This window comes from Nocardioides lentus, assembly GCF_039529515.1.
Lineage (GTDB): Bacteria > Actinomycetota > Actinomycetes > Propionibacteriales > Nocardioidaceae > Nocardioides > Nocardioides lentus.
In genome coordinates, this window is record NZ_BAAAMY010000005.1 from 186,335 (window position 1) to 204,117 (window position 17,783).

Annotated in this window: 16 protein-coding genes; 9 read left to right on the forward strand and 7 right to left on the reverse strand. The window is 75.8% G+C overall.

Annotated elements, in window-relative coordinates:
• Positions 1-47: 47 nt before the first annotated feature.
• Positions 48-953, forward strand: coding sequence for an SCO6745 family protein (locus tag ABD158_RS11775; protein ID WP_344007369.1), 906 nt, complete (start codon positions 48-50; stop codon positions 951-953).
• Positions 954-1,042: 89 nt separating this feature from the next.
• Here ABD158_RS11775 and ABD158_RS11780 read toward each other — a convergent pair whose 3' ends face one another.
• Positions 1,043-2,068 (reverse strand): zinc-dependent alcohol dehydrogenase, encoded by a 1,026-nt coding sequence (locus ABD158_RS11780; protein ID WP_344007371.1) that lies wholly within the window; start codon positions 2,066-2,068, stop codon positions 1,043-1,045.
• A gap of 1 nt (position 2,069) precedes the next feature.
• Complete coding sequence (locus tag ABD158_RS11785; RefSeq protein WP_344007373.1) at positions 2,070-2,594, reverse strand: DinB family protein; 525 nt, start codon at positions 2,592-2,594, stop codon at positions 2,070-2,072.
• Between the two features lie 234 nt (positions 2,595-2,828).
• Between ABD158_RS11785 and ABD158_RS11790 the strand changes: the two genes are divergently transcribed.
• From ABD158_RS11790 to ABD158_RS11825, 8 genes are all read left to right on the forward strand, one after another.
• Positions 2,829-3,824: an AraC family transcriptional regulator gene (locus ABD158_RS11790; RefSeq protein WP_344007375.1), complete on the forward strand. Its 996-nt coding sequence runs from the start codon at positions 2,829-2,831 to the stop codon at positions 3,822-3,824.
• A gap of 162 nt (positions 3,825-3,986) precedes the next feature.
• Positions 3,987-5,390 carry a phytoene desaturase family protein gene (locus tag ABD158_RS11795; protein ID WP_344007377.1) on the forward strand — a complete coding sequence of 468 codons (1,404 nt, stop codon included), beginning with the start codon at positions 3,987-3,989 and terminating at the stop codon, positions 5,388-5,390.
• A gap of 35 nt (positions 5,391-5,425) precedes the next feature.
• Positions 5,426-6,031, forward strand: coding sequence for an isochorismatase family protein (locus ABD158_RS11800; RefSeq protein ID WP_344007379.1), 606 nt, complete (start codon positions 5,426-5,428; stop codon positions 6,029-6,031).
• Positions 6,032-6,080: 49 nt separating this feature from the next.
• Positions 6,081-6,665: a potassium channel family protein gene (locus ABD158_RS11805; RefSeq protein WP_344007381.1), complete on the forward strand. Its 585-nt coding sequence runs from the start codon at positions 6,081-6,083 to the stop codon at positions 6,663-6,665.
• Positions 6,662-8,071 carry an APC family permease gene (locus ABD158_RS11810; protein ID WP_344007383.1) on the forward strand — a complete coding sequence of 470 codons (1,410 nt, stop codon included), beginning with the start codon at positions 6,662-6,664 and terminating at the stop codon, positions 8,069-8,071. Before ABD158_RS11805 ends, ABD158_RS11810 begins: the two co-directional genes overlap by 4 nt.
• Positions 8,068-8,469, forward strand: coding sequence for a hypothetical protein (locus ABD158_RS11815; protein WP_344007385.1), 402 nt, complete (start codon positions 8,068-8,070; stop codon positions 8,467-8,469). The genes ABD158_RS11810 and ABD158_RS11815 overlap by 4 nt, the downstream gene beginning before the upstream one ends.
• A gap of 88 nt (positions 8,470-8,557) precedes the next feature.
• Positions 8,558-9,031 (forward strand): DUF350 domain-containing protein, encoded by a 474-nt coding sequence (locus ABD158_RS11820; RefSeq protein ID WP_344007386.1) that lies wholly within the window; start codon positions 8,558-8,560, stop codon positions 9,029-9,031.
• 13 nt (positions 9,032-9,044) lie between these two features.
• Positions 9,045-10,364, forward strand: coding sequence for a glutathionylspermidine synthase family protein (locus ABD158_RS11825; protein WP_344007388.1), 1,320 nt, complete (start codon positions 9,045-9,047; stop codon positions 10,362-10,364).
• Positions 10,365-10,431: 67 nt separating this feature from the next.
• Here the strand turns inward: ABD158_RS11825 and eutC are convergent, their stop codons facing one another.
• The 5 genes from eutC to ABD158_RS11850 all read right to left on the reverse strand — a co-directional run bounded on the left by eutC (position 10,432) and on the right by ABD158_RS11850 (position 17,586).
• Positions 10,432-11,196, reverse strand: coding sequence for an ethanolamine ammonia-lyase subunit EutC (gene eutC / locus ABD158_RS11830; RefSeq protein ID WP_344007390.1), 765 nt, complete (start codon positions 11,194-11,196; stop codon positions 10,432-10,434).
• On the reverse strand, positions 11,193-12,611 hold the full coding sequence (locus ABD158_RS11835) for an ethanolamine ammonia-lyase subunit EutB (RefSeq protein WP_344007392.1): 1,419 nt from the start codon (positions 12,609-12,611) through the stop codon (positions 11,193-11,195). The genes eutC and ABD158_RS11835 overlap by 4 nt, the downstream gene beginning before the upstream one ends.
• Positions 12,608-14,086 (reverse strand): ethanolamine permease, encoded by a 1,479-nt coding sequence (eat, locus tag ABD158_RS11840; RefSeq protein WP_344007394.1) that lies wholly within the window; start codon positions 14,084-14,086, stop codon positions 12,608-12,610. The genes ABD158_RS11835 and eat overlap by 4 nt, the downstream gene beginning before the upstream one ends.
• A 36-nt stretch (positions 14,087-14,122) precedes the next feature.
• Positions 14,123-15,616, reverse strand: coding sequence for a sensor histidine kinase (locus tag ABD158_RS11845; RefSeq protein ID WP_344007396.1), 1,494 nt, complete (start codon positions 15,614-15,616; stop codon positions 14,123-14,125).
• A 149-nt stretch (positions 15,617-15,765) separates the two neighbouring features.
• Positions 15,766-17,586 carry a sensor histidine kinase gene (locus ABD158_RS11850; RefSeq protein ID WP_344007398.1) on the reverse strand — a complete coding sequence of 607 codons (1,821 nt, stop codon included), beginning with the start codon at positions 17,584-17,586 and terminating at the stop codon, positions 15,766-15,768.
• Positions 17,587-17,783: the final 197 nt, after the last annotated feature.

Here is a 17,783-nt window from a genome sequence, read left to right on the forward strand (position 1 = left end):
GGCCCGGAGTGTGGCGCCGGACACACGGCGGCGTCCATCATCCCGGCATGGACTACAGCGACGCACGTCAGGCCTTCTTCGCCCCCCGCCCGGGCGAGGCCCGCCCGCTGGCGTGGGACTCCCCCGCCCGCCGCCTGCGGGACGCCATCGAGCCCCTCGCGGGCATCTGCTACTGGTCGGAGCCGGCGTACGACGCGCTGGCCGCCCGCGGCCTGGACTTCCTGTCCGGCTACGTCTGGGGCCGCGGCAGCCAGCTCGGCGGCGCGTCGGCGCCGGTCGTGGCCGCCGCCTTCGGCGTCTTCGAGCCCGGGCTGGTCACCGGCGTCTACGCCGACGGTCGCTCGCGCTGCTCGCTCGAGGACGTGCGTGCCGCCCGCCTCGAGGGCGCGAGCGCCGCGCTGACGGCGGCCTGCGGGGAGCCGACGGACGAGGTGACCCACGTCGCCGACCGGCTGCTCGCCGCGGTGGGCGACCTCCCGCTGGCCGGGCGTCCGTTCTTCGCCGGGCTGACCGACCTCGAGGTGCCCGCCGACCCCTGGGCCCGGCTGTGGCACGCCTGCTCGATGGCCCGCGAGCACCGCGGCGACGCCCACCTCGCCGCCTGCGTGGCCGCGGGCCTCGACGGCGTGCAGGCCAACCTGCTCACCGAGGCCTGGGTCGGCTGGGAGGCCGAGGCGTACGCCGGGTCCCGCGGCTGGTCGCCCGAGGCCATGGCCGCCGGGCGCGAGGCGCTCGAGCAGTGCGGGCTCCTCGGCGCCGACGGCGCCCTGACGGACGAGGGCCGGCGGTTCCGCGAGCAGCTCGAGACCGCGACCGACACCGCCGAGGCCCCGCTCGTGGCGGCGCTCGGCGACGACCTCGACGGGCTGGTCGCGACCTGCGAGGGCTGGGCCGCGTCGGTGCTCGGGGCCGGCTGGTTCCCGCCCGACCCCTACAAGCGCGCCGCCGGCTGAGCCGACCCGGCGCCACCTCCCGCCGTACGGACGTCGAGTCGGCACCAGCTCCCCCGCCACGGCGGGAGCTGGTGCCGACTCGCGTGGGTCTACGGCTCGACGATGACCTTGATGGCGCCGTCGGTCTTGGCCGACGCCACGGCGAAGGCCTCGGCGACGTCGTCGAGGCCGAAGCGGTGCGTCACCAGCGGCTCCATGTCGAAGCGGCCCGTGCGGACGAGCTCCTGGGCGCGCTCGTACTGGCCGCGGCCACCGTTGCCGCCGATCCCGAGGACGGTGAGCGTCTTGGCCATGATCGGCACCACGGGCAGCGGCGGGAGGTCGTTGGCCCACCCGATGTGGGCGAGCTTGCCCTCCTTGCGGACCAGGTCCAGGCACATGGCGGACGAGGCCGGGAAGCCGCTGGTCTCGATGACGATGTCGGCGCCGGCGCCGTTCTCGGTGAGGTCGAGGATCGCCTGCTTCGGGTCGTCCACCCGGGAGACGTCGAGGCAGTCGGTCGCGCCGTAGGCCCGTGCGATCTCGAACGGCGCCTCGCGGGCGTCGGTGACGATCAGCCGGCCGGCGCCCGACAGCGCGCACAGCCGGGTCAGGGCCAGCCCGATCGGGCCCTGACCGAGGACGACCACGGTCTCGCCGAGCAGGATCCGCAGACGGTCGACGGTGTTGAGGCCCACGGCGAGCGGCTCCAGCAGCGAGGCCTGCCAGGCCTCGACGCCCTCGGGACGCGGGATCAGGTTGACCGACGGCACGGTGACCTTCTCGGTCAGGCAGCCGTCGGACCACAGGCCGATCAGCTTCTTGCGCGGGCAGTCGGCGGGCTTGCCCTTGCCGCACTGGTCGCACTCGCGGCACGGCAGCGACGGCTTGACCGCGACCTTCTGCCCGACCAGCGCCTCGTCGACGCCCTCGCCGACGCTCTCCACCACCCCGGCGAAGTCGTGGCCCGGCACCCGCGGGAACGGGGTGTCGATGCGGCCGTCGTACTGGTGGACGTCGGTGCCGCACAACGACGCCGACTCCACCTTCACCACGACCCAGCCCGGCTCCGCGGTCGGCTCGGGTCGCTCCTGCAGCTCGACGGTCTCCAGCGCCGTCAGGACCGCTGCCCGCACCTCAGATCCCCTCCGGCCCGAAGCCGCGGTCGCGCATGATCTCCAGCGCCTGGTCGACGTGGCTCGCCGCGTGACCGACGATCAGCGGCGTCCACGCCTCGACCGTCATCGTGCCGAGGTCGGGGATCTCCACCTCGCGGGCCGCGAGGTCCGCGTCCAGCACCGGTCCGGCCGTGGCGAAGGTGCGACGGGTCGAGGCCAGCTGCTCGCGCGCGATCTCGATCGTCGGCGGCGGGTAGCCGGTCAGGTCGTGACCGATGGCCTCGCGGAAGAAGAAGCGCAGGTCGGGGTCGCACTCGAGGCGCCGCAGGTCACCGAGCCACACGATGGTGCAGACGTGGATGTGGGACACCACCTGGGCGACGGTCCACCCCCCGTCGCGGTGGGCCCGGTGCAGGTCGCCGTCGGAGCAGGCGGCGAGGGCGTCGTCGAGCCGCGCGAAGGCCGCGTCGGCGTCGTCGAGGGCCTGCCTGATCTCGGGGCTCGCTCCGGGGCTGGTCTCGGGGCTGGTCTGGGCTGTCGTCACGCCGGGCTCCCGTCCGGTGGTCGGCTCGCGCCGTGGTGTGGCTGGGGTCACGCCGCATCCTGCGACCCGCACCCGCCCTCGACAAGTCCGCTCAGCGCACCGGTGCACCACCGGACGGCAGGGCCGCCGGGCGTCCAGCCTCCGCGCCGGTCGCGCGGACCCGTCCGCGGCACTGCTCTAACATCTGGTCTCTGGAGGTATCAGGTGGAGGCTGAGGACCCGGGGTCACCCGGAATGTCGTGGTCGGACGGACGGGGGTCGGGGACGACCCGCACGGCGAGCTTCGCGACCCGGGTGGTCGAGGAGATCCGCGACGTCGCGGAGTGTCGCTACGAGTTCGACCGCATCGAGCCGGTCGATCCGCGCCGCGGTCTCGACTTCGCGGTGGAGAGCATGGTCTTCGGCTCGGTGATGATCGCGGACGTGCGCCACGGCGAGGCCGTGCGGATCACGTCGCGCTACCCCGGCCACTACGGCTTCGTCGTCCCGCTGACGGGAGGGGCCCGCGGCCGGGTCGGCGCCAGCTGGGTGACCCTGGACCGGAGCCACGGTGCGGCGTTCAACCCCGCCGACACCGCCGACCTGCTGTGGTCGGCCCGCACCGAGCTCGTCGTGCTCTACGTCCCCGAGGCCACCGTCACCGCGTTCGCCGCCGCCGCCGAGGCGCTCACGGGGCCCGTGGTCTTCGAGCGGAGCCTCGACCTCGACGCACCCGCCGTGCGGACCTGGCGCCGGATGACCGCCCTGCTGCGCGAGGAGCTGCGCAGCGGCAGCCCCCTGCTGGCGTCCCCCCTCGCTCAGGGCCAGATCGAGCAGACCCTCGTGGCCGGGCTCCTCGCCGGCCTGCCGAACTCCACCGGGCTCTCCCTGGGCCCCGGCGCCGCGACGGGCGCCTCGCGGACCGTCGCCCGCACCCTCCAGCTGATCGAGGACCGGCCCGCGCACCCGTGGCGGGTGCCCGACCTCGCGGCGGCGGTCGGCGTCAGCGCCCGCACGCTGCAGGAGACCTTCCGACGCGAGCTCGGCAGCACGCCCCTGCGCGAGCTGCGCCGGGTACGCCTCGAGCGCGCCCACGCGGAGCTGCTCCGCGGCGACGCGACCACGACGTCGGTCACCGAGGTCGCGCTCCGCTGGGGCTTCCCCCACCTCGGGCGGTTCTCGCAGGCCTACCGCGAGGCCCACGGCCGCCTGCCGTCGGCGTCGCTCGCCGCCCGCCCCGGCCGGGACTGATCCCCGCCGGGCCCCGGCCGGCTCCCCCCGGTCCCGACCCACGACGGTGGTCGCGCTCGGCGGACGACGAACGGCGTTCCCGGATATCCGTGACCCGTGGGCCGCCCTAGCGTTGTCGTCGTAGCGGAGCGTGCCGGGGGGCCGATGCACGAGGGGATCGACATGCGCGCAGCAGGCTCGACGCAGGACCGGTACGACGCGGTGGTCGTGGGCGACGGCATCAACGGGGCCGTCGCCGCAGCCGAGCTCGCGGGGCACGGCTGGTCGGTCGCCCTGGCGCCGGGTCTCGAGCCCGACGGGCCCGCGGCGCTGATCGGCGCCACCGCGCCCGGTTTCGTGCACGACGTCCCCTCGCTGTGGCACGCCCTCTTCCGCGCGGGCCCGTCGTGGCCGGAGCTCGGCCCCGACCTCCAGCGCTTCGGGCTGCAGTACCTCGTCGCCGAGGGGCCGGCGACCGCGGTGGTCGGGGAGGCGGGCGTCGTCCTCGGGCACCGCGACCCGGGCGACCTCGCCGACGACATGCCGGACCCCCACCAGCGGGCGACCTACCGGGCCGCGGCGCAGCGCACCCGCGCCGTCGCCCCCCGCCTGGTCGAGAGCCACGGGGCCGGTCTCAGCGCCGGCCAGCTGCTCCACGAGGGCCCCGCCTGCCCGCCGCCCGCCGACCTGCTCCCGCCCGCCGAGGCCTGCGCGGCCGGGAGGCCGTCGGCGCGGCTGTGGGGCCCGCTCCTCGCCCGCGTCGGGGTGTCCTCGCGCCACCCTCGCGCCCGCCTCGTGACGCCGATGCTCGCCCACGTCGTCCACGACGTGGGGCTGCCGGTCGTGCGCGGCGGCGCCGACTGCTTCCTCGCCGCCCTCGACGCGCTGCTCGACGACCGCCGGGTGGAGCGCGTGCCCGGCCCTCTCGAGCGGGTCGAGGTCGACGGCGAGCGGGCGGTGGCCGTCCACGTCGGCGGGCGCCGGCTCGAGGCGGTCGGCTCCGTGATCGGTGCCCTCGACGCCACGACGCTGACCGGGCTGCTCGACGCGCGGCGGCCACCGACCACCACCCCCACCGACGGGCCCGGCCGGGGCACCTCCCCCCAGCCCCGGTCGGGCCGCTCCGCCAGCGTGGAGGTCCACCTCGCGCTGGCCCGGCCCCTGGCGTGGTGCGAACCCGCGCTGGACGCCGTGCCGCTGGTGCACGTCGAGCGGGAGGACGGGCCCTGCGTCGCGGTGTCCCAGCCCAGCGTCCTGGACCCCACCCGCGCCCCGGCGGGGGCCGCGACGGCCTGGGTGTCGGTGCCGCTGCCCGGGACCGCCGACCCGCGCTCCGTGCCCGACCCGGCCGAGATCGAGCGGGCCACCGCCTCCGCGCTCGACGCGGTCGGGTGCCACGTGCCGCGGCTGCGGGCGTCCGTGGTCGGGTGCCGCACGGTCCCCACCCCGGCCCCGGCGCCCCCCGACCCCGCCCTGGTCGCCGACTACCGCCCGCTGCCCAGCTGGCGGCCCGGGGCCGGCGGGGCCTTCGCCACCGGCACCAGCGGGCTCTACCACGTCGGGGCCTACCGCCTCCCCCGACCGTGACGGCACCCGTCGCCCCCATCGCCTAGGGTCGACGGGTGGACGAGCAGCGACGGGCCCTGGTCGTGGTCGACGTGCAGAACGACTTCTGCGAGGGAGGGTCGCTGGCCGTCGTCGGCGGCCGACGCGTGGCGGAGGGCATCAGCGCGCACCTCGCCGCCCGCGCCGGCGACTACGTGGCGGTGGTCGCCACCCGCGACGACCACGAGCCCCACGGGACCAACGGCGGCCACTTCGCCGAGCCCGGGACGCCGCCCGACTACGCCCGCACCTGGCCCGCCCACTGCGTCGAGGGCACCGACGGCCACGACTACGCCCCCGGCCTGGACCTGACCCGGGTCACCCACCACGTCCGCAAGGGGCGGGGCGTCCCGGCGTACTCCGGGTTCGAGGGCTCGCTGGACGACGGCACCGACCTCGCCGGCGTCCTGCGGGGCCTCGCGGTCGGGGCGGTCGACGTGGTCGGGCTCGCGACCGATTACTGCGTGCGGGCCACCGCGCTCGACGCCCGACGGCACGGGCTCGCGGTGCGCCTGCTGCCCGGCCTGCACGCGGGCGTCGCCGCGGCCTCGACCGCTGCCGCGCTGGCGGAGATGCGCGACGCGGGCGTCGAGACCTCCGACCCGCTCGGCGCGGGATCCTGACCGGACGCCCGAGCGTTTGGGCCGACGACGGGCGGGGAAGGACGGGGGCATGACCGGCACCACCGACGACCCGACCCGCACCGGCGGACGGGCGCGCCTCCTGCGGCCGCTGTACCTGCCGCTCTACCGCCTCGCGAACTCCCCGCGGCGCCTGGTCGTCGCGATCCTCGGGATCTGGGTCGGGCTCTCGATGGTCTACGCCCTCCTGGAGGGCAAGGGGCCCATCGAGTCGCTGTGGTGGGGCATCGTCACCGGCTCCACCGTCGGGTACGGCGACTTCTACCCCGAGTCGACGGCGGGCCGGGGCGTCGCCAGCCTGCTGATCGTCACGATGCTGATCCTGGTCCCGATCGCGATCGGCCACTTCATCGCCTTCCTCGTCGCGGACCGCAACGAGTTCAGCCACGAGGAGCAGGTCGCGCTCGTGAGGTCCGTCGCGGAGTCCCACGAGAAGGCCGCACTGGCCCTGCACCTCGTGCGCGAGGACCTGCGCGCCCGGCACGGCGACGCCTGGCTCGCGACCCACGAGCAGGGCTGGGCCGCGGCGGAGGACGCCCGGCGCGACGCCTGCGAGGACGCCGTCGAGCTGTTCAGCCGCAGCCCCGTCGACCCCGGCGCGCCAGGTCCGTCGTGAGCGGGACCGCTCCGGGCGGCGGACTGCGCTCCGGCGCCGTCGGCACCGCCGCCTCCACGGTGCTGTCGCTCGCCTCGACCGCCCCGGCGTACTCCCTCGCGGTCAGCGTCGGGCTGCTCGTCTCCCTGGTCGGGGGCTGGACGCCGCTGCTGCTGCTCGTCTCGGCCGTCCCGATCCTGCTCGTCGTGCTCTGCTTCCGCGAGCTCAACGCCGAGCGCCCCGACTGCGGCACCTGCTTCACCTGGGCGTCCCGGGCACTCGGACCGCGCGCCGGCTGGCTCACCGGCTGGCTGTCGATCGCCGCCTGCGTCCTGGTGATGAGCAACCTGCTGCAGGTCGCGGCCGTCTACCTGCTGACCGTGCTCGGCGCGGACGCCGCGGCGGACTCGCGCGCGGCTCAGGGCGCCGTCGGCGTCACCCTCCTCGTCGCCGTGGCGTGGCTCGCCCACCGCGGCATCACCGTGGCGGCCCGCACCCAGCTCGTGCTGCTCGGCCTCGAGGTGGCGGCGCTGGGGTGGTTCGCCGCCGCCGCGCTCGCCGCCGGCCCGCTGCCCGCCGCCGACGCCCCGGTGCCGGCCCCGGGCTCCTCCGACGTCGTCGCGGCCTTCCTCGTCGCCGTCTTCCTCTACTGGGGCTGGGACTCCTCGTTCTCGGTCAACGAGGAGTCCGTCGACCCGCACCGCACCCCCGCCCGGGCGGCCCTCGGCGCCCTGGCGGTGCTCGCGCTCGCCTACGCCGCCTTCGCCGCCGTCGTCCTGGCGTACGCCGGGCCCGCGCGGCTGTCGCGGATCGGCGAGGACGACCTGCTGGCCGCCCTCGGCGCCTCGCTGATGGGCAGCACCGGCGGCACCGTCCTCGCCGGCGCCGTGCTGCTGTCGGCCCTCGCGAGCTCCCAGACCACGATCCTGCCCGCGGCCCGCTCGGCGTACGCGATGGCCCGGGTCGGGCTCGCCCCGCGACCCCTCGCCACGGTGTCCGCGACCGGCAGCCCGGCCGGTGCCACCTGGACCGTCACCGCCGTCTCCGGGGCCGTGTACGTCGCGCTGGTCGCGACCAGCGACGCCGTGCTGGCGGACTCCGTGGCCGCCACCGCCGTGCTCGTCGCCGCCTACTACACGCTCACCGCCCTCGCGGTCCCGATCGGCCACGGCCGGCGCGGGATCGCGCGTCGCCCGCTGGCGCGCCTCGTCGTGCCCGTGTCGGCCGCCGGCCTGCTCGGGTACGTGCTGGTGGCGAGCCTCGCCGACCTCGCCACCACCTCGCTGGTCGCCGTCGGCGTCGTGCTCGCCACGGGCGCGCTGTGCGTGGTCGGCCTGCCCCGCGACCGCAGCAGCCCCGGCCCCGCCGCACCACGAGCCGACACCGCCACCGTCCCGTCCCACCAGCCCACCCGGGAGACCCGATGACCACCACCCCCACCCGCCGCCGGATGCGCTCGGCGAGCGTCGCCCTCGGCGTCACCGCCCTCACCGCCGCCGGGCTCTCCGGCTGCGCGTCCTCACCCGACTACGCCGCGATCTGCGTGGACCCCGAGACCGAGGAGCGCGTCGACGACGACGAGTGCGACGACGCCGACGAGTCGGTCGGCAGCTCGTCGGTCGGCTCGGGCTTCTTCTGGTACTACCTCGGCGCCTCCAGCCGCGTGCCCGCCGTCGGCAGCGGCGTGTCCGGCGGGTCGTTCCGCACGCCGTCCTCGGGCAGCCTGCAGCGCGGCGGCCTCGACAGCGGCGGCGCCGACTCCGTCCGCTCGACCACGCGCGGCGGCTTCGGCGGCAGCTCCTCGAGCCGCGGCTTCTCCGGCTGAGCCCCGCGGGGCCGCCCCGCCCCGCCCGCACGACACCACCCCGTACGACCTCGCTCGCACCACCCCGTCCCACACCAGGAGAAGCCCCATGACCTCGACCGACCTCGCCGACCTGCTCGCGGCCCTCGGGTACGCCGCCGTGTACGCGTTCGCCTCGGGCCTGCTGCTCGTCGCGTCCTACTACGTGCTCGACCTGATCACGCCCGGCCACCTCGGCACCCACCTGCGGGGCGTCGACTCGGACGGCAACGAGTCCGTGCACGCGCAGTCCAAGAGCGCCGCGGTCGTCACCAGCGCCTGGCTGGCGTCCAACGCGCTCGTGATCTTCACCGCCATCTGGCGCAACGGCGACTCCGACCTCGGCCTCGCGCTCGCCGCCACCGTGGCGTTCGGGGTGTTCGGGATCCTGCTCAACACGATCATGTTCTTCGTCATCGAGGCGATCACGCCCGGCGACCTGCGCAGCATCGTCTGCCAGCCCGGCCCGGTGCGGCCGCTCGCCTGGGTCGCCGCGTCCATCGCCCTGTCGGTGGCGGCCATCGTGTGCGCCTCGATCGCCTGAGCGGGGCCGGCACATGTGGCGTCACCACCTGACCCCCCGCAAGGACTGGCAGCGTCTCGTCACCGAGCAGGGCCTGGTCTTCCCCGAGACCACCCGCCCCGACGGCACCGTGGTGCCCTACTGGAACGAGAGCGCCTGGTACGAGGTCACCATCGACGAGGTCGAGGCCCTCGAGGCCGCGACCGAGGAGCTGTGGGTGATGTGCCTCGACGCGGCCCGTCACATGGCCGAGACGATGACCGACGAGCGGCTGGGGCTGCCCCCGGGCACGCTGGGGGTCGTCCGGGAGTCCATGCGGCGCGGCGACCCGTCGGTCTACGCCCGCTTCGACCTCGCCTTCGGGCCCGACGGCTCGATCAAGATGCTCGAGATCAACGGCGACACGCCCACCGGCCTGGTCGAGACCGGCGTCGTGCAGTGGCGCTGGCTCGAGGACCGGATGGGCGAGCTCGACCAGTGGAACAGCCTCCACGACCGCCTCGTCGAGCGGTGGGCCGCGCTGCTCGCCGACGGCTCGATCCGCGACGGCAACCTGCTGTTCGTCTACGACCTCGGCGAGGAGGACTCCTACGACGGCGGCGAGATGGAGATGACCGTCCACTACCTGATGGACACCGCCATCCAGGCCGGGGTCCGGACCATGGCGCACCCCATCGGGCACCTCGGCTGGAACGAGTACGCGCGCCAGTTCCGCGACGTGCACGACCAGCCCGTCGGGTCGGCGTTCAAGCTCTACCCGTGGGAGGAGATGCTCCGCGAGGAGTTCGGGAGGATCATCGTCGAGGGCCGCGAGGCCGATCCGGTGCGCTGGTTCGAGCCGGCGTGGAAGGTGCTGCTGTCCTCGAAGGGGATCCTGCCGGTGCTGTGGGAGCGCAACCCCGGCCACCGCCTGCTGCTGCCGTCGTACTTCGACTCCGAGGGCGACCTGCTGCAGTGGGTGAGGAAGCCGCTGCACGGCCGCGAGGGCGACAACGTGAGCGTCCACCTGATCTCCGACATCCCCGACCTCGACACCGACTTCGAGATGCCCGGCGGCTACGGCGCGGAGGGCTACGTCTACCAGGAGTACACCCCGCTGCCGGTCTACGACGGCAACTACGTCGTCCTCGGCTCGTGGGTGATCGACGGCCAGGCCGCGGGGATGCTCGTGCGGGAGTCCGACGGGATGGTCACCGACTACTTCAGCCGCGTCGTGCCCCACGCGATCTCCGACCACCTCTCCCCCGACGACGCGCAGGTGCAGCAGTGGCTCGCCGAGCGGGTCGGCCCGACCCTGCCCGAGAAGCCCAAGGCCCCCGAGGGCGCGATGCCCGTCGTCGTCGAGCGCACCTGACCCCCGCGGCGGACCGCCGGACGGCCCCGCAGCGGCGCCCCGGCGGGCGCCGGGGCCGCGGCGGGCATCAGCCCACGAGCTCGTCGCCGCTGCGGTCCTTGAGGTCGACGCCGGAGCGGCCGAGCCGGCGGGCCCCGGCGACGAGCGAGACCGCGACCCGTGCGGCTTGGTCGTAGCCGAGGCCGTCGGGCGGGTGGACGTTGGAGATGCAGTTGCGCTCGGAGTCCGCCCGCCCCGGTCGGGGCTGCAGGGTCAGGTAGATCCCGAGGCTGTCGGCGACCGAGAGCCCGGGGCGCTCGCCGATGACCACGAGCACGACGTCGACCCCGAGGGCCTCGCCCACGTGGTCGCCGAGGGCGAGCCGGGCCTGGGTGGCGACGACCGGTACGGCGAGGCGCAGGCCGCCGGGCGCGGCCCGCAGGGCGCCGACCAGGGCGCCGAGCAGTGCCGCCCCGTGGTCGGCCATGGCCCGCGAGGACAGGCCGTCGGCCAGCACGATCGCGACGTCGGCGCCCCGCTCGGCGTCGGCGAGGGGCTCCAGCGAGGCGGGCACCCGCCCCAGGTCGGGGCGGCGCAGGTACTCCCCGCGGGTCGCCGCGCGGCTCTCGACGTGCACGGGCTCCCCGAGGTCGAGGCCGAGCGCGGCGACCTGCGCGACGAGCGCCGCCACGTCCAGCGGCTCGTGGACCGCGTCGCGGGCGGCGGCGTGCGCCGTGGCGAACTCCAGCACCCGGCGGGTGGGCAGCGAGGTGCCCGCGCGGCCGAGGCCGATGCGGGCCTGGGTGGTCCGTCGCAGTGGCGCCCAGGGATCGGTGGCCGGCTCGTCGGTCACGGGGCACCGCCGGCGGACGCGATGCCGAGCAGCGGCGAGGACCCGAGGTCGACGGCCAGGACCCGCCCGTCCTCGTCGGCCATCCCGAGCCCGGCGAGCCACGCCTCGAACTCCGGCGCCGGTCGCAGCCCGAGCGCCTGGCGGACGTAGAGCGCGTCGTGGAACGACAGCGACTGGTAGCCGAGCATCACGTCGTCGGCGCCGGGCACCGCGATGACGAACGCCGCGCCGGCGACGCCGAGCAGGGTCAGCAGCACGTCCATGTCGTCGGAGTCGGCCTCGGCGTGGTTGGTGTAGCAGACGTCGACGCCCATCGGCAGGCCGAGCAGCTTGCCGCAGAAGTGGTCCTCGAGGCCGGCTCGGATGATCTGCTTGCCGTCGTAGAGGTACTCCGGGCCGATGAAGCCGACCACGGTGTTGATCAGCAACGGCTCCAGCACGCGGGCGAGGCCGTAGGCGCGGGTCTCCAGGGTCTGCTGGTCGACGGGCTTGCCGCCGGTGCCGAGGTGGGCGTCGGCCGACAGCGCCGAGCCCTGGCCGGTCTCGAGGTAGAACACGTTGTCGCCCACGGTGCCGCGGCCCAGCGACCGGGTGGCCTCGCCCGCCTCGCGCAGCATCGCGACGTCGACGCCGAACCCGCGGTTCGCGCCCTGCGTGCCGGCGACGGACTGGAAGACCAGGTCGACCGGCGCGCCGGCCTCGACGAGGTCGACGGTGGTCGTGACGTGGGACAGCACGCACGACTGCATCGGGATCTCGTGGCGCTGCCGCATGTCGTCGAGCAGGTGCAGCAGCGTCGCGGTGGTGCGCGGGGAGTCGGTGGCCGGGTTGATCCCGATCACCGCGTCACCGCAGCCCATCAGCAGCCCGTCGAGCGTGGCCGCGGCGATGCCGGCCGGGTCGTCGGTGGGGTGGTTGGGCTGCAGGCGCGTCGCGATCCGCCCCGGCAGCCCGATCGTCGTCCGGAAGCCGGCGCGGACCTCGGCGGCCCCCGCGACGAGCACGAGGTCCTGGTTGCGCATGATCTTCGAGACCGCCGCGACCATCTCGGGGGTCAGGCCCGGCGCCAGCGCGGCGTACGTCGCGGCGCTGCCCGGTCGCGCGGCCACCTCGAGCAGGTGGTCGCGCAGGCCGCCGACGGTGAGGTGACCGATCGCGGCGAACGCCTCGGCGTCGTGGGTCTCGAGGATCAGCCGGGTGATCTCGTCGTCCTCGGCGGGCACGACCTGCTCGTCGAGGAACGTCGTCAGCGGCAGGTCCGCGAGCACCCACTGGGCCGCCGCGCGCTCCGCGTCGGAGCCCGCGGCGCAGCCGGCGAGCTGGTCGCCGCTGCGCAGCGGCGTCGCCCTCGCCATCACCTCGACGAGCCCGTCGAAGGCGTACGACGTGCCCGCGACGCTGTGCCGTCGGATCACCCCAGATCCTCCTCCGCCCGGGCGAGCGCCGCGAACTCCTCGTCGGGCGAGGCCGCGACGAGGTGGTGGCGGCTGTGGAGACCGAAGTAGGCCATGAACGCGGTGAACACGACGAGGCACCACAGCGCCGCGACGGGGTCGACCAGGAAGGTGGCGACCACGGCCAGCGAGGCCACGACGAGCGCGAAGCCGGTGGTCGCGACGCCGCCGGGGGTCCGGTAGGGCCGCGGCATGTCGGGCTCGCGGACCCGCAGCACGACGTGGCTGACCATCATCAGCACGTAGGACAGCGCCGCCCCGAAGACCGCCATGTTGAGCAGCAGGGCGCCCTGGCCGGTCAGCGACAGCGCGAACCCGACGACACCGGGCACCACCAGCGCGAGCACGGGGGCGCGGCGGCGGTTGGTCACCGACAGCGACGTCGGCAGGTAGCCGGCGCGCGAGAGCGCGAACAGCTGGCGGGAGTAGGCGTAGATGATCGAGAAGAAGCTGGCGACCAGCCCCGCGAGGCCGATGTAGTTGACCACGGTCGCGGCGGCGCCGCCCCCGAGCGCCTCGACGAGCGGGTTGCCCGAGGCCGACATGGCCTGCGCGCCGCCGGCTCCGGTGGCCAGGACCAGGGTGAGCGCGCAGGTGGCGAGCAGCACCACCATCGCGGCGATGATCCCGCGGGGCACGTTGCGCTCCGGGTCGGCGGTCTCCTCCGCGGCCAGCGGCACGCCCTCGATCGCGAGGAAGAACCAGATCGCGAACGGCAGCGACGCCCAGATCCCGAGGTAGCCGAACGGCAGCAGCTCCGAGGCCCCGGCGGCGCCGGTCGGGGCGATGTCGGTCAGGTTGGCGGCGTCGAACTCCGCGAGGGCGGCGACGCCGAAGACGACCAGTCCCAGCAGTGCGACGGAGGTGACCACGAACATCACCTTGAGGGCCTCACCGACCCCGGCGAGGTGCACGCCGATGAACAGCACGTAGGCCGCGAGGTAGACCCACCAGCCGTCGGTGATCCCGAACAGGCCCAGCGACTCGACGTAGGCGCCGATGAAGGTCGCGATCGCGGCGGGTGCGATCGCGTACTCGATGAGGATCGCGGTGCCCGTCGCGAAGCCGCCCCACGGTCCGAGCGCACGCCGGGCGAAGGTGTAGCCGCCGCCGGCGGCCGGCAGCGCCGAGGACAGCTCGGCCATGCCGAGGACGAGGGCCAGGTACATGGCCGCGACGACGACCGCGGCGACGGCGAGACCTCCGAACCCGCCCTCGGCCAGGCCGAAGTTCCACCCCGAGTAGTCGCCGGAGATGACGTAGCTGACGCCGAGCCCGGCGAGCAGCACCCATCCGGCGGTGCCGGTGCGCAGCGTGCGGCGGGCGAGGTACTCCTGGTCGGAGGCGGAACCCGAGGGGGCCGACGGGGCCGACGACGGGGCGGACGACGGGGCGGACGACGGGGCGGCGGGCTGTCCCGGGTGGTGGTCGACCATGGCTGCCTCCTGGCTCGCGGTCACTGCCCGGCGACGCTAGACCTCGCGTGTTGCGGCCGTGTTGCGCGGCGACGTCGGGGAGCTCCCGCTCGCAGTGTGCTCCTGGTCGGGCTCGCGGGGAAGACTCAGCGTCGCGACCGTGCCGCCGCCGGGGGTGCTGCGCAGCCGCACGTGGCCGCGGTGCTCGGTGGCGATCTGCCGCACCAGCGGCAGCCCGAGGCCGGCGCCCTCGCGGCCCCCCGCGCGCGCGTCCGCGGATCGCCAGTACTGCTGGAACGCGAGCTCGACCTCCGCCGCGGTCATGCCCACCCCGGTGTCGGCGACCTCCAGCACGACGCGGTCCCCCTCGGTGCGCAGGCGGACGTCGACCCGTCCGCCGGCCGGGGTGTACTTGAGGCTGTTGGCGACGAGGTTCTCGACCGCCTGCTCGACGCGGGGGCCGTCGACGCGGCCGACGACCGGGGCGGCTGCCTGGTGCGTGGCGGGGTGCGTGGCGGGGTGCGTGGCGGGCTCCACCGTCAGGGTCAGGCCCGCGGCGGCGGCGGCCGGGACGAAGCTGTCGACCACCCGGCGCAGCAGGTCGCCGAGGTCGGTGCGTCGCAGGTCGAGGGCGCGGCGGCGGGCGGCGCCGTCGAGGAGGTCGGCGACCCGGGCCTGCAGCGTCAGGGCGGCGCGCTCGACCCGGGCCGCGACCGCGGCCTGCGCGGCGGCCGCCGGGTCGTCGGCGGCGCCGTCGGCGATCTGCCCCACCAGCAGCTCGAGGTAGCCGAGGATCGCGGTCAGGGGGGTGCGCAGCTCGTGGGACACGGTCGCGGCGAACCGCTCCTCGACCTCGAGGGCGCGCGCCAGCGGGGTGACGTCGCTGCGACCGACGACCACGTGGGGCTCGCCGCCCGGTCCGACGATGCCGGCCGTCGCGCTGAGCACCGCCCTCCGGTCGCCGGCCGGACCCACCCACCGCAGCGCGTCGGCGCCCGTGTGCTCCGCCTGCGGCTCCGGGTCCGGCTCCGCCGGCCAGACGGCGCCGAGGTCGTCGCCGGCCGCGTCCGCGAGCCACCGGGCCCGCTCGTTGGCGAGCACGAGCCGGCCGGCGTCGTCGTACACGGCCAGGCCCACGTCGGTCGCTGCGAGGACGGCGTCGGCGAGCCGCAGCCGGATCTCGGCGGACGCTGCGCGGGCGAGGTCGGCCAGCGCCGCGGTGTCCGTCCCGTCCCACGCCCGTCCGGGCGCGCCGACGACCCCGAGGACGCCGACGACCCGGCCCTGCTCGTCACGCACCGGCCACCCGGCGTACGAGCCGGCCCGGTCGTCGAGCACCAGCGGCTCCCTGCCGTCCACCACCTCGGCGGCGCGCGAGGCGGCCGCGGCGAGCGCGGCGTCGGTGCCGCCGGCGCGGCCCAGCACGGACGGCGCCCCGCTGGCGGCCCGGTCGGTCACGACGGCGAGCTCGGCCCCCAGCAGACGCACCGCGAGGCGCGCCACGTGGGACAGCTCGTCCCCCGTGGGCGCACGACGGTGGACCTCCCCCATGACGCCCCCTCCCCGAGACCGTGCTCCGGGGTGCCGTGGCGACCCTCCGGACGCCGACGCGGTCGTGGCGGCGGCGGGCTGCTCGGTCCCGGTCGCCGCCGCGGCGGCACGGAGCAGTCACCTCACGTTACCGTTCCGTGACCCTCCCGTCACCCGAACGACCGGTCGGTGGTCCCCTGCCCGGTGGGGTCGTGCTCGGTGGGGTCGGGGGGTGCCGCCGCCGGCAGCCGCACCACGAACGTCGTGCCCACCCCGAGGGTCGAGTCGACCTCGATGGTGCCGGCGTGGCGCTCGACCACCCGCGCGGCGATCGCGAGCCCCAGGCCGGTGCCGGGCCGGCGCCGGGCCTCGGGCGAGGCGGACCGGAAGAACTCCCCGAAGATCCGGCCGACCTCCGAGGCGTCGATCCCGATGCCGGCATCGGCGACCCGCAGCACCACCTCGGCACCGCCCTCGACGACGACGTCCACGCAGCCCCCGGCCTCGGAGTACTTCACGGCGTTGCTGACGAGGTTGACCACGAGGTGCTCGAGCTCGCCGGCGATCCCGTCCACCCGGGCGTGGGGCGCCAGCCGGGTGCGCACCTCGACGTCCCGCGCCGAGGCCTGGTCGCCGAGCACCTCCACGGCGTCGGCCACGAGCCGTCCCAGGTCGACCGGGCGGCGGCGACCCCCGCGACGGGTGTCGTCGACCTCCGAGAGCGTGAGCAGGTTGCCCACCAGCACCGACAGGCGCTCGGTGGCGCGCTCGATGCGGTGCGCGAGCATCGTGGCGCCCGCCTGCTGGCCGGCCAGCTCGTCGACGAGCAGCTCGAGGTTGCCGCGCACCGCGGTCAGCGGGTTCTTCAGCTCGTGGGCGATCGTCGCGATCAGCTGCTGCTTGTAGGCCGCGTGACCCCGCTCGCGCTCGAAGAAGCGGGCGGTCTGCAACGCCGAGCCGAGGTCGCGGCCGAGGTCCTGGGCGGTCACCACCTCCAGGTCGGTCCACTCGTCGGCACCCTGGTCGCGGACCGCGGCGACCATGCCGAGACAGTCCGTGCCGGCGCCGACCGGCACCATCAGCAGCGACTCGAGGCGACGCTCGCGCAGCACCTCGAGGACCTCCGGCCAGCCCTCGCTGCCCGCCCCCTCGGGCAGCACCCGCTCGTGCTCGACCACGACGGCGCCCTGCGTGCGCCACGCGTCCCGCGCCATCCGCCACAGCAACCGCACCAGGTGGGGCGGCACCTCCGCGTCGGCGGGGTCGAGCGGGTCCACCGGCGCGGGGTGGCGCAGCACGCCGTCGGCGCCCGCGGTGTGGAACCAGACCTGGTCGGCGCGCAGGCAGTCCGCCAGGTCGGCGGCGCAGGCGTCGAACAGGCCGGACTCGTCGAGGCGGGCGATGGCGCGGCGGACCACGCTGCGGGCCTGGGCCGCGATGCGCACCTGGTCACCGATGCGCCGGTGGGCGTCGGCGTGCAGCACCCCGGGCACGATGCGGTCCACGTAGGCCTGCAGGCTGCGGCGCTGCTCGCGCGTCGGCACCCGCCCGTCCGGGGGCGCGTCCACCGCGACGTGGCCGCACACCTCGCCGGCCCGGTCGACCATCAGCACGTACAGCTCGTCGTCGGGGTGCCAGACCTGCGGGTCGTCGGTCGGGGGCGCGTCGGAGCCCCAGCGGGGTCCGATGTCGCCGCGCCCGCCCCGGGGCACGTAGTGGACCCGCCCGTCGACCTCACCGTCCGCGCGGGCCGCCTCGCGGGAGCGCCGCATCTGGTCCCCGGCCAGGTGGGTGCCGAGCAGGTACTCGCGCGCGTCGGGCGGTCCGACCACGGCGACGTACTCGTACTCACCCGTGTCGCGCAGCCGCGAGATCGCCACCACGCCGTAGCCGAGGACGTCGCGCACCCCCTCGGCGGCGTGCTCGAGGTCCACGGTCGCTGCGCCGGGGTCGTCGGCCGGACCCGCGCCGTCCCCGTCCTGCTCGGACATCGTGCTCCTCGACCCGCTCGTCCGGGCGCGGACCCCCCGCCCGCCCCTGCCGCCCTCGGGGGACAGCCGTCCGGTCGATGGTATTGACCCGGGCCCCACTGCGGGAGGGTGATCGGCACGGGACCTGCTCACGTCCCCCCGATTCCCGGCCGTACGGACACCCCGCCTCGGGCACCGACCACCGTCACGGACCCCGG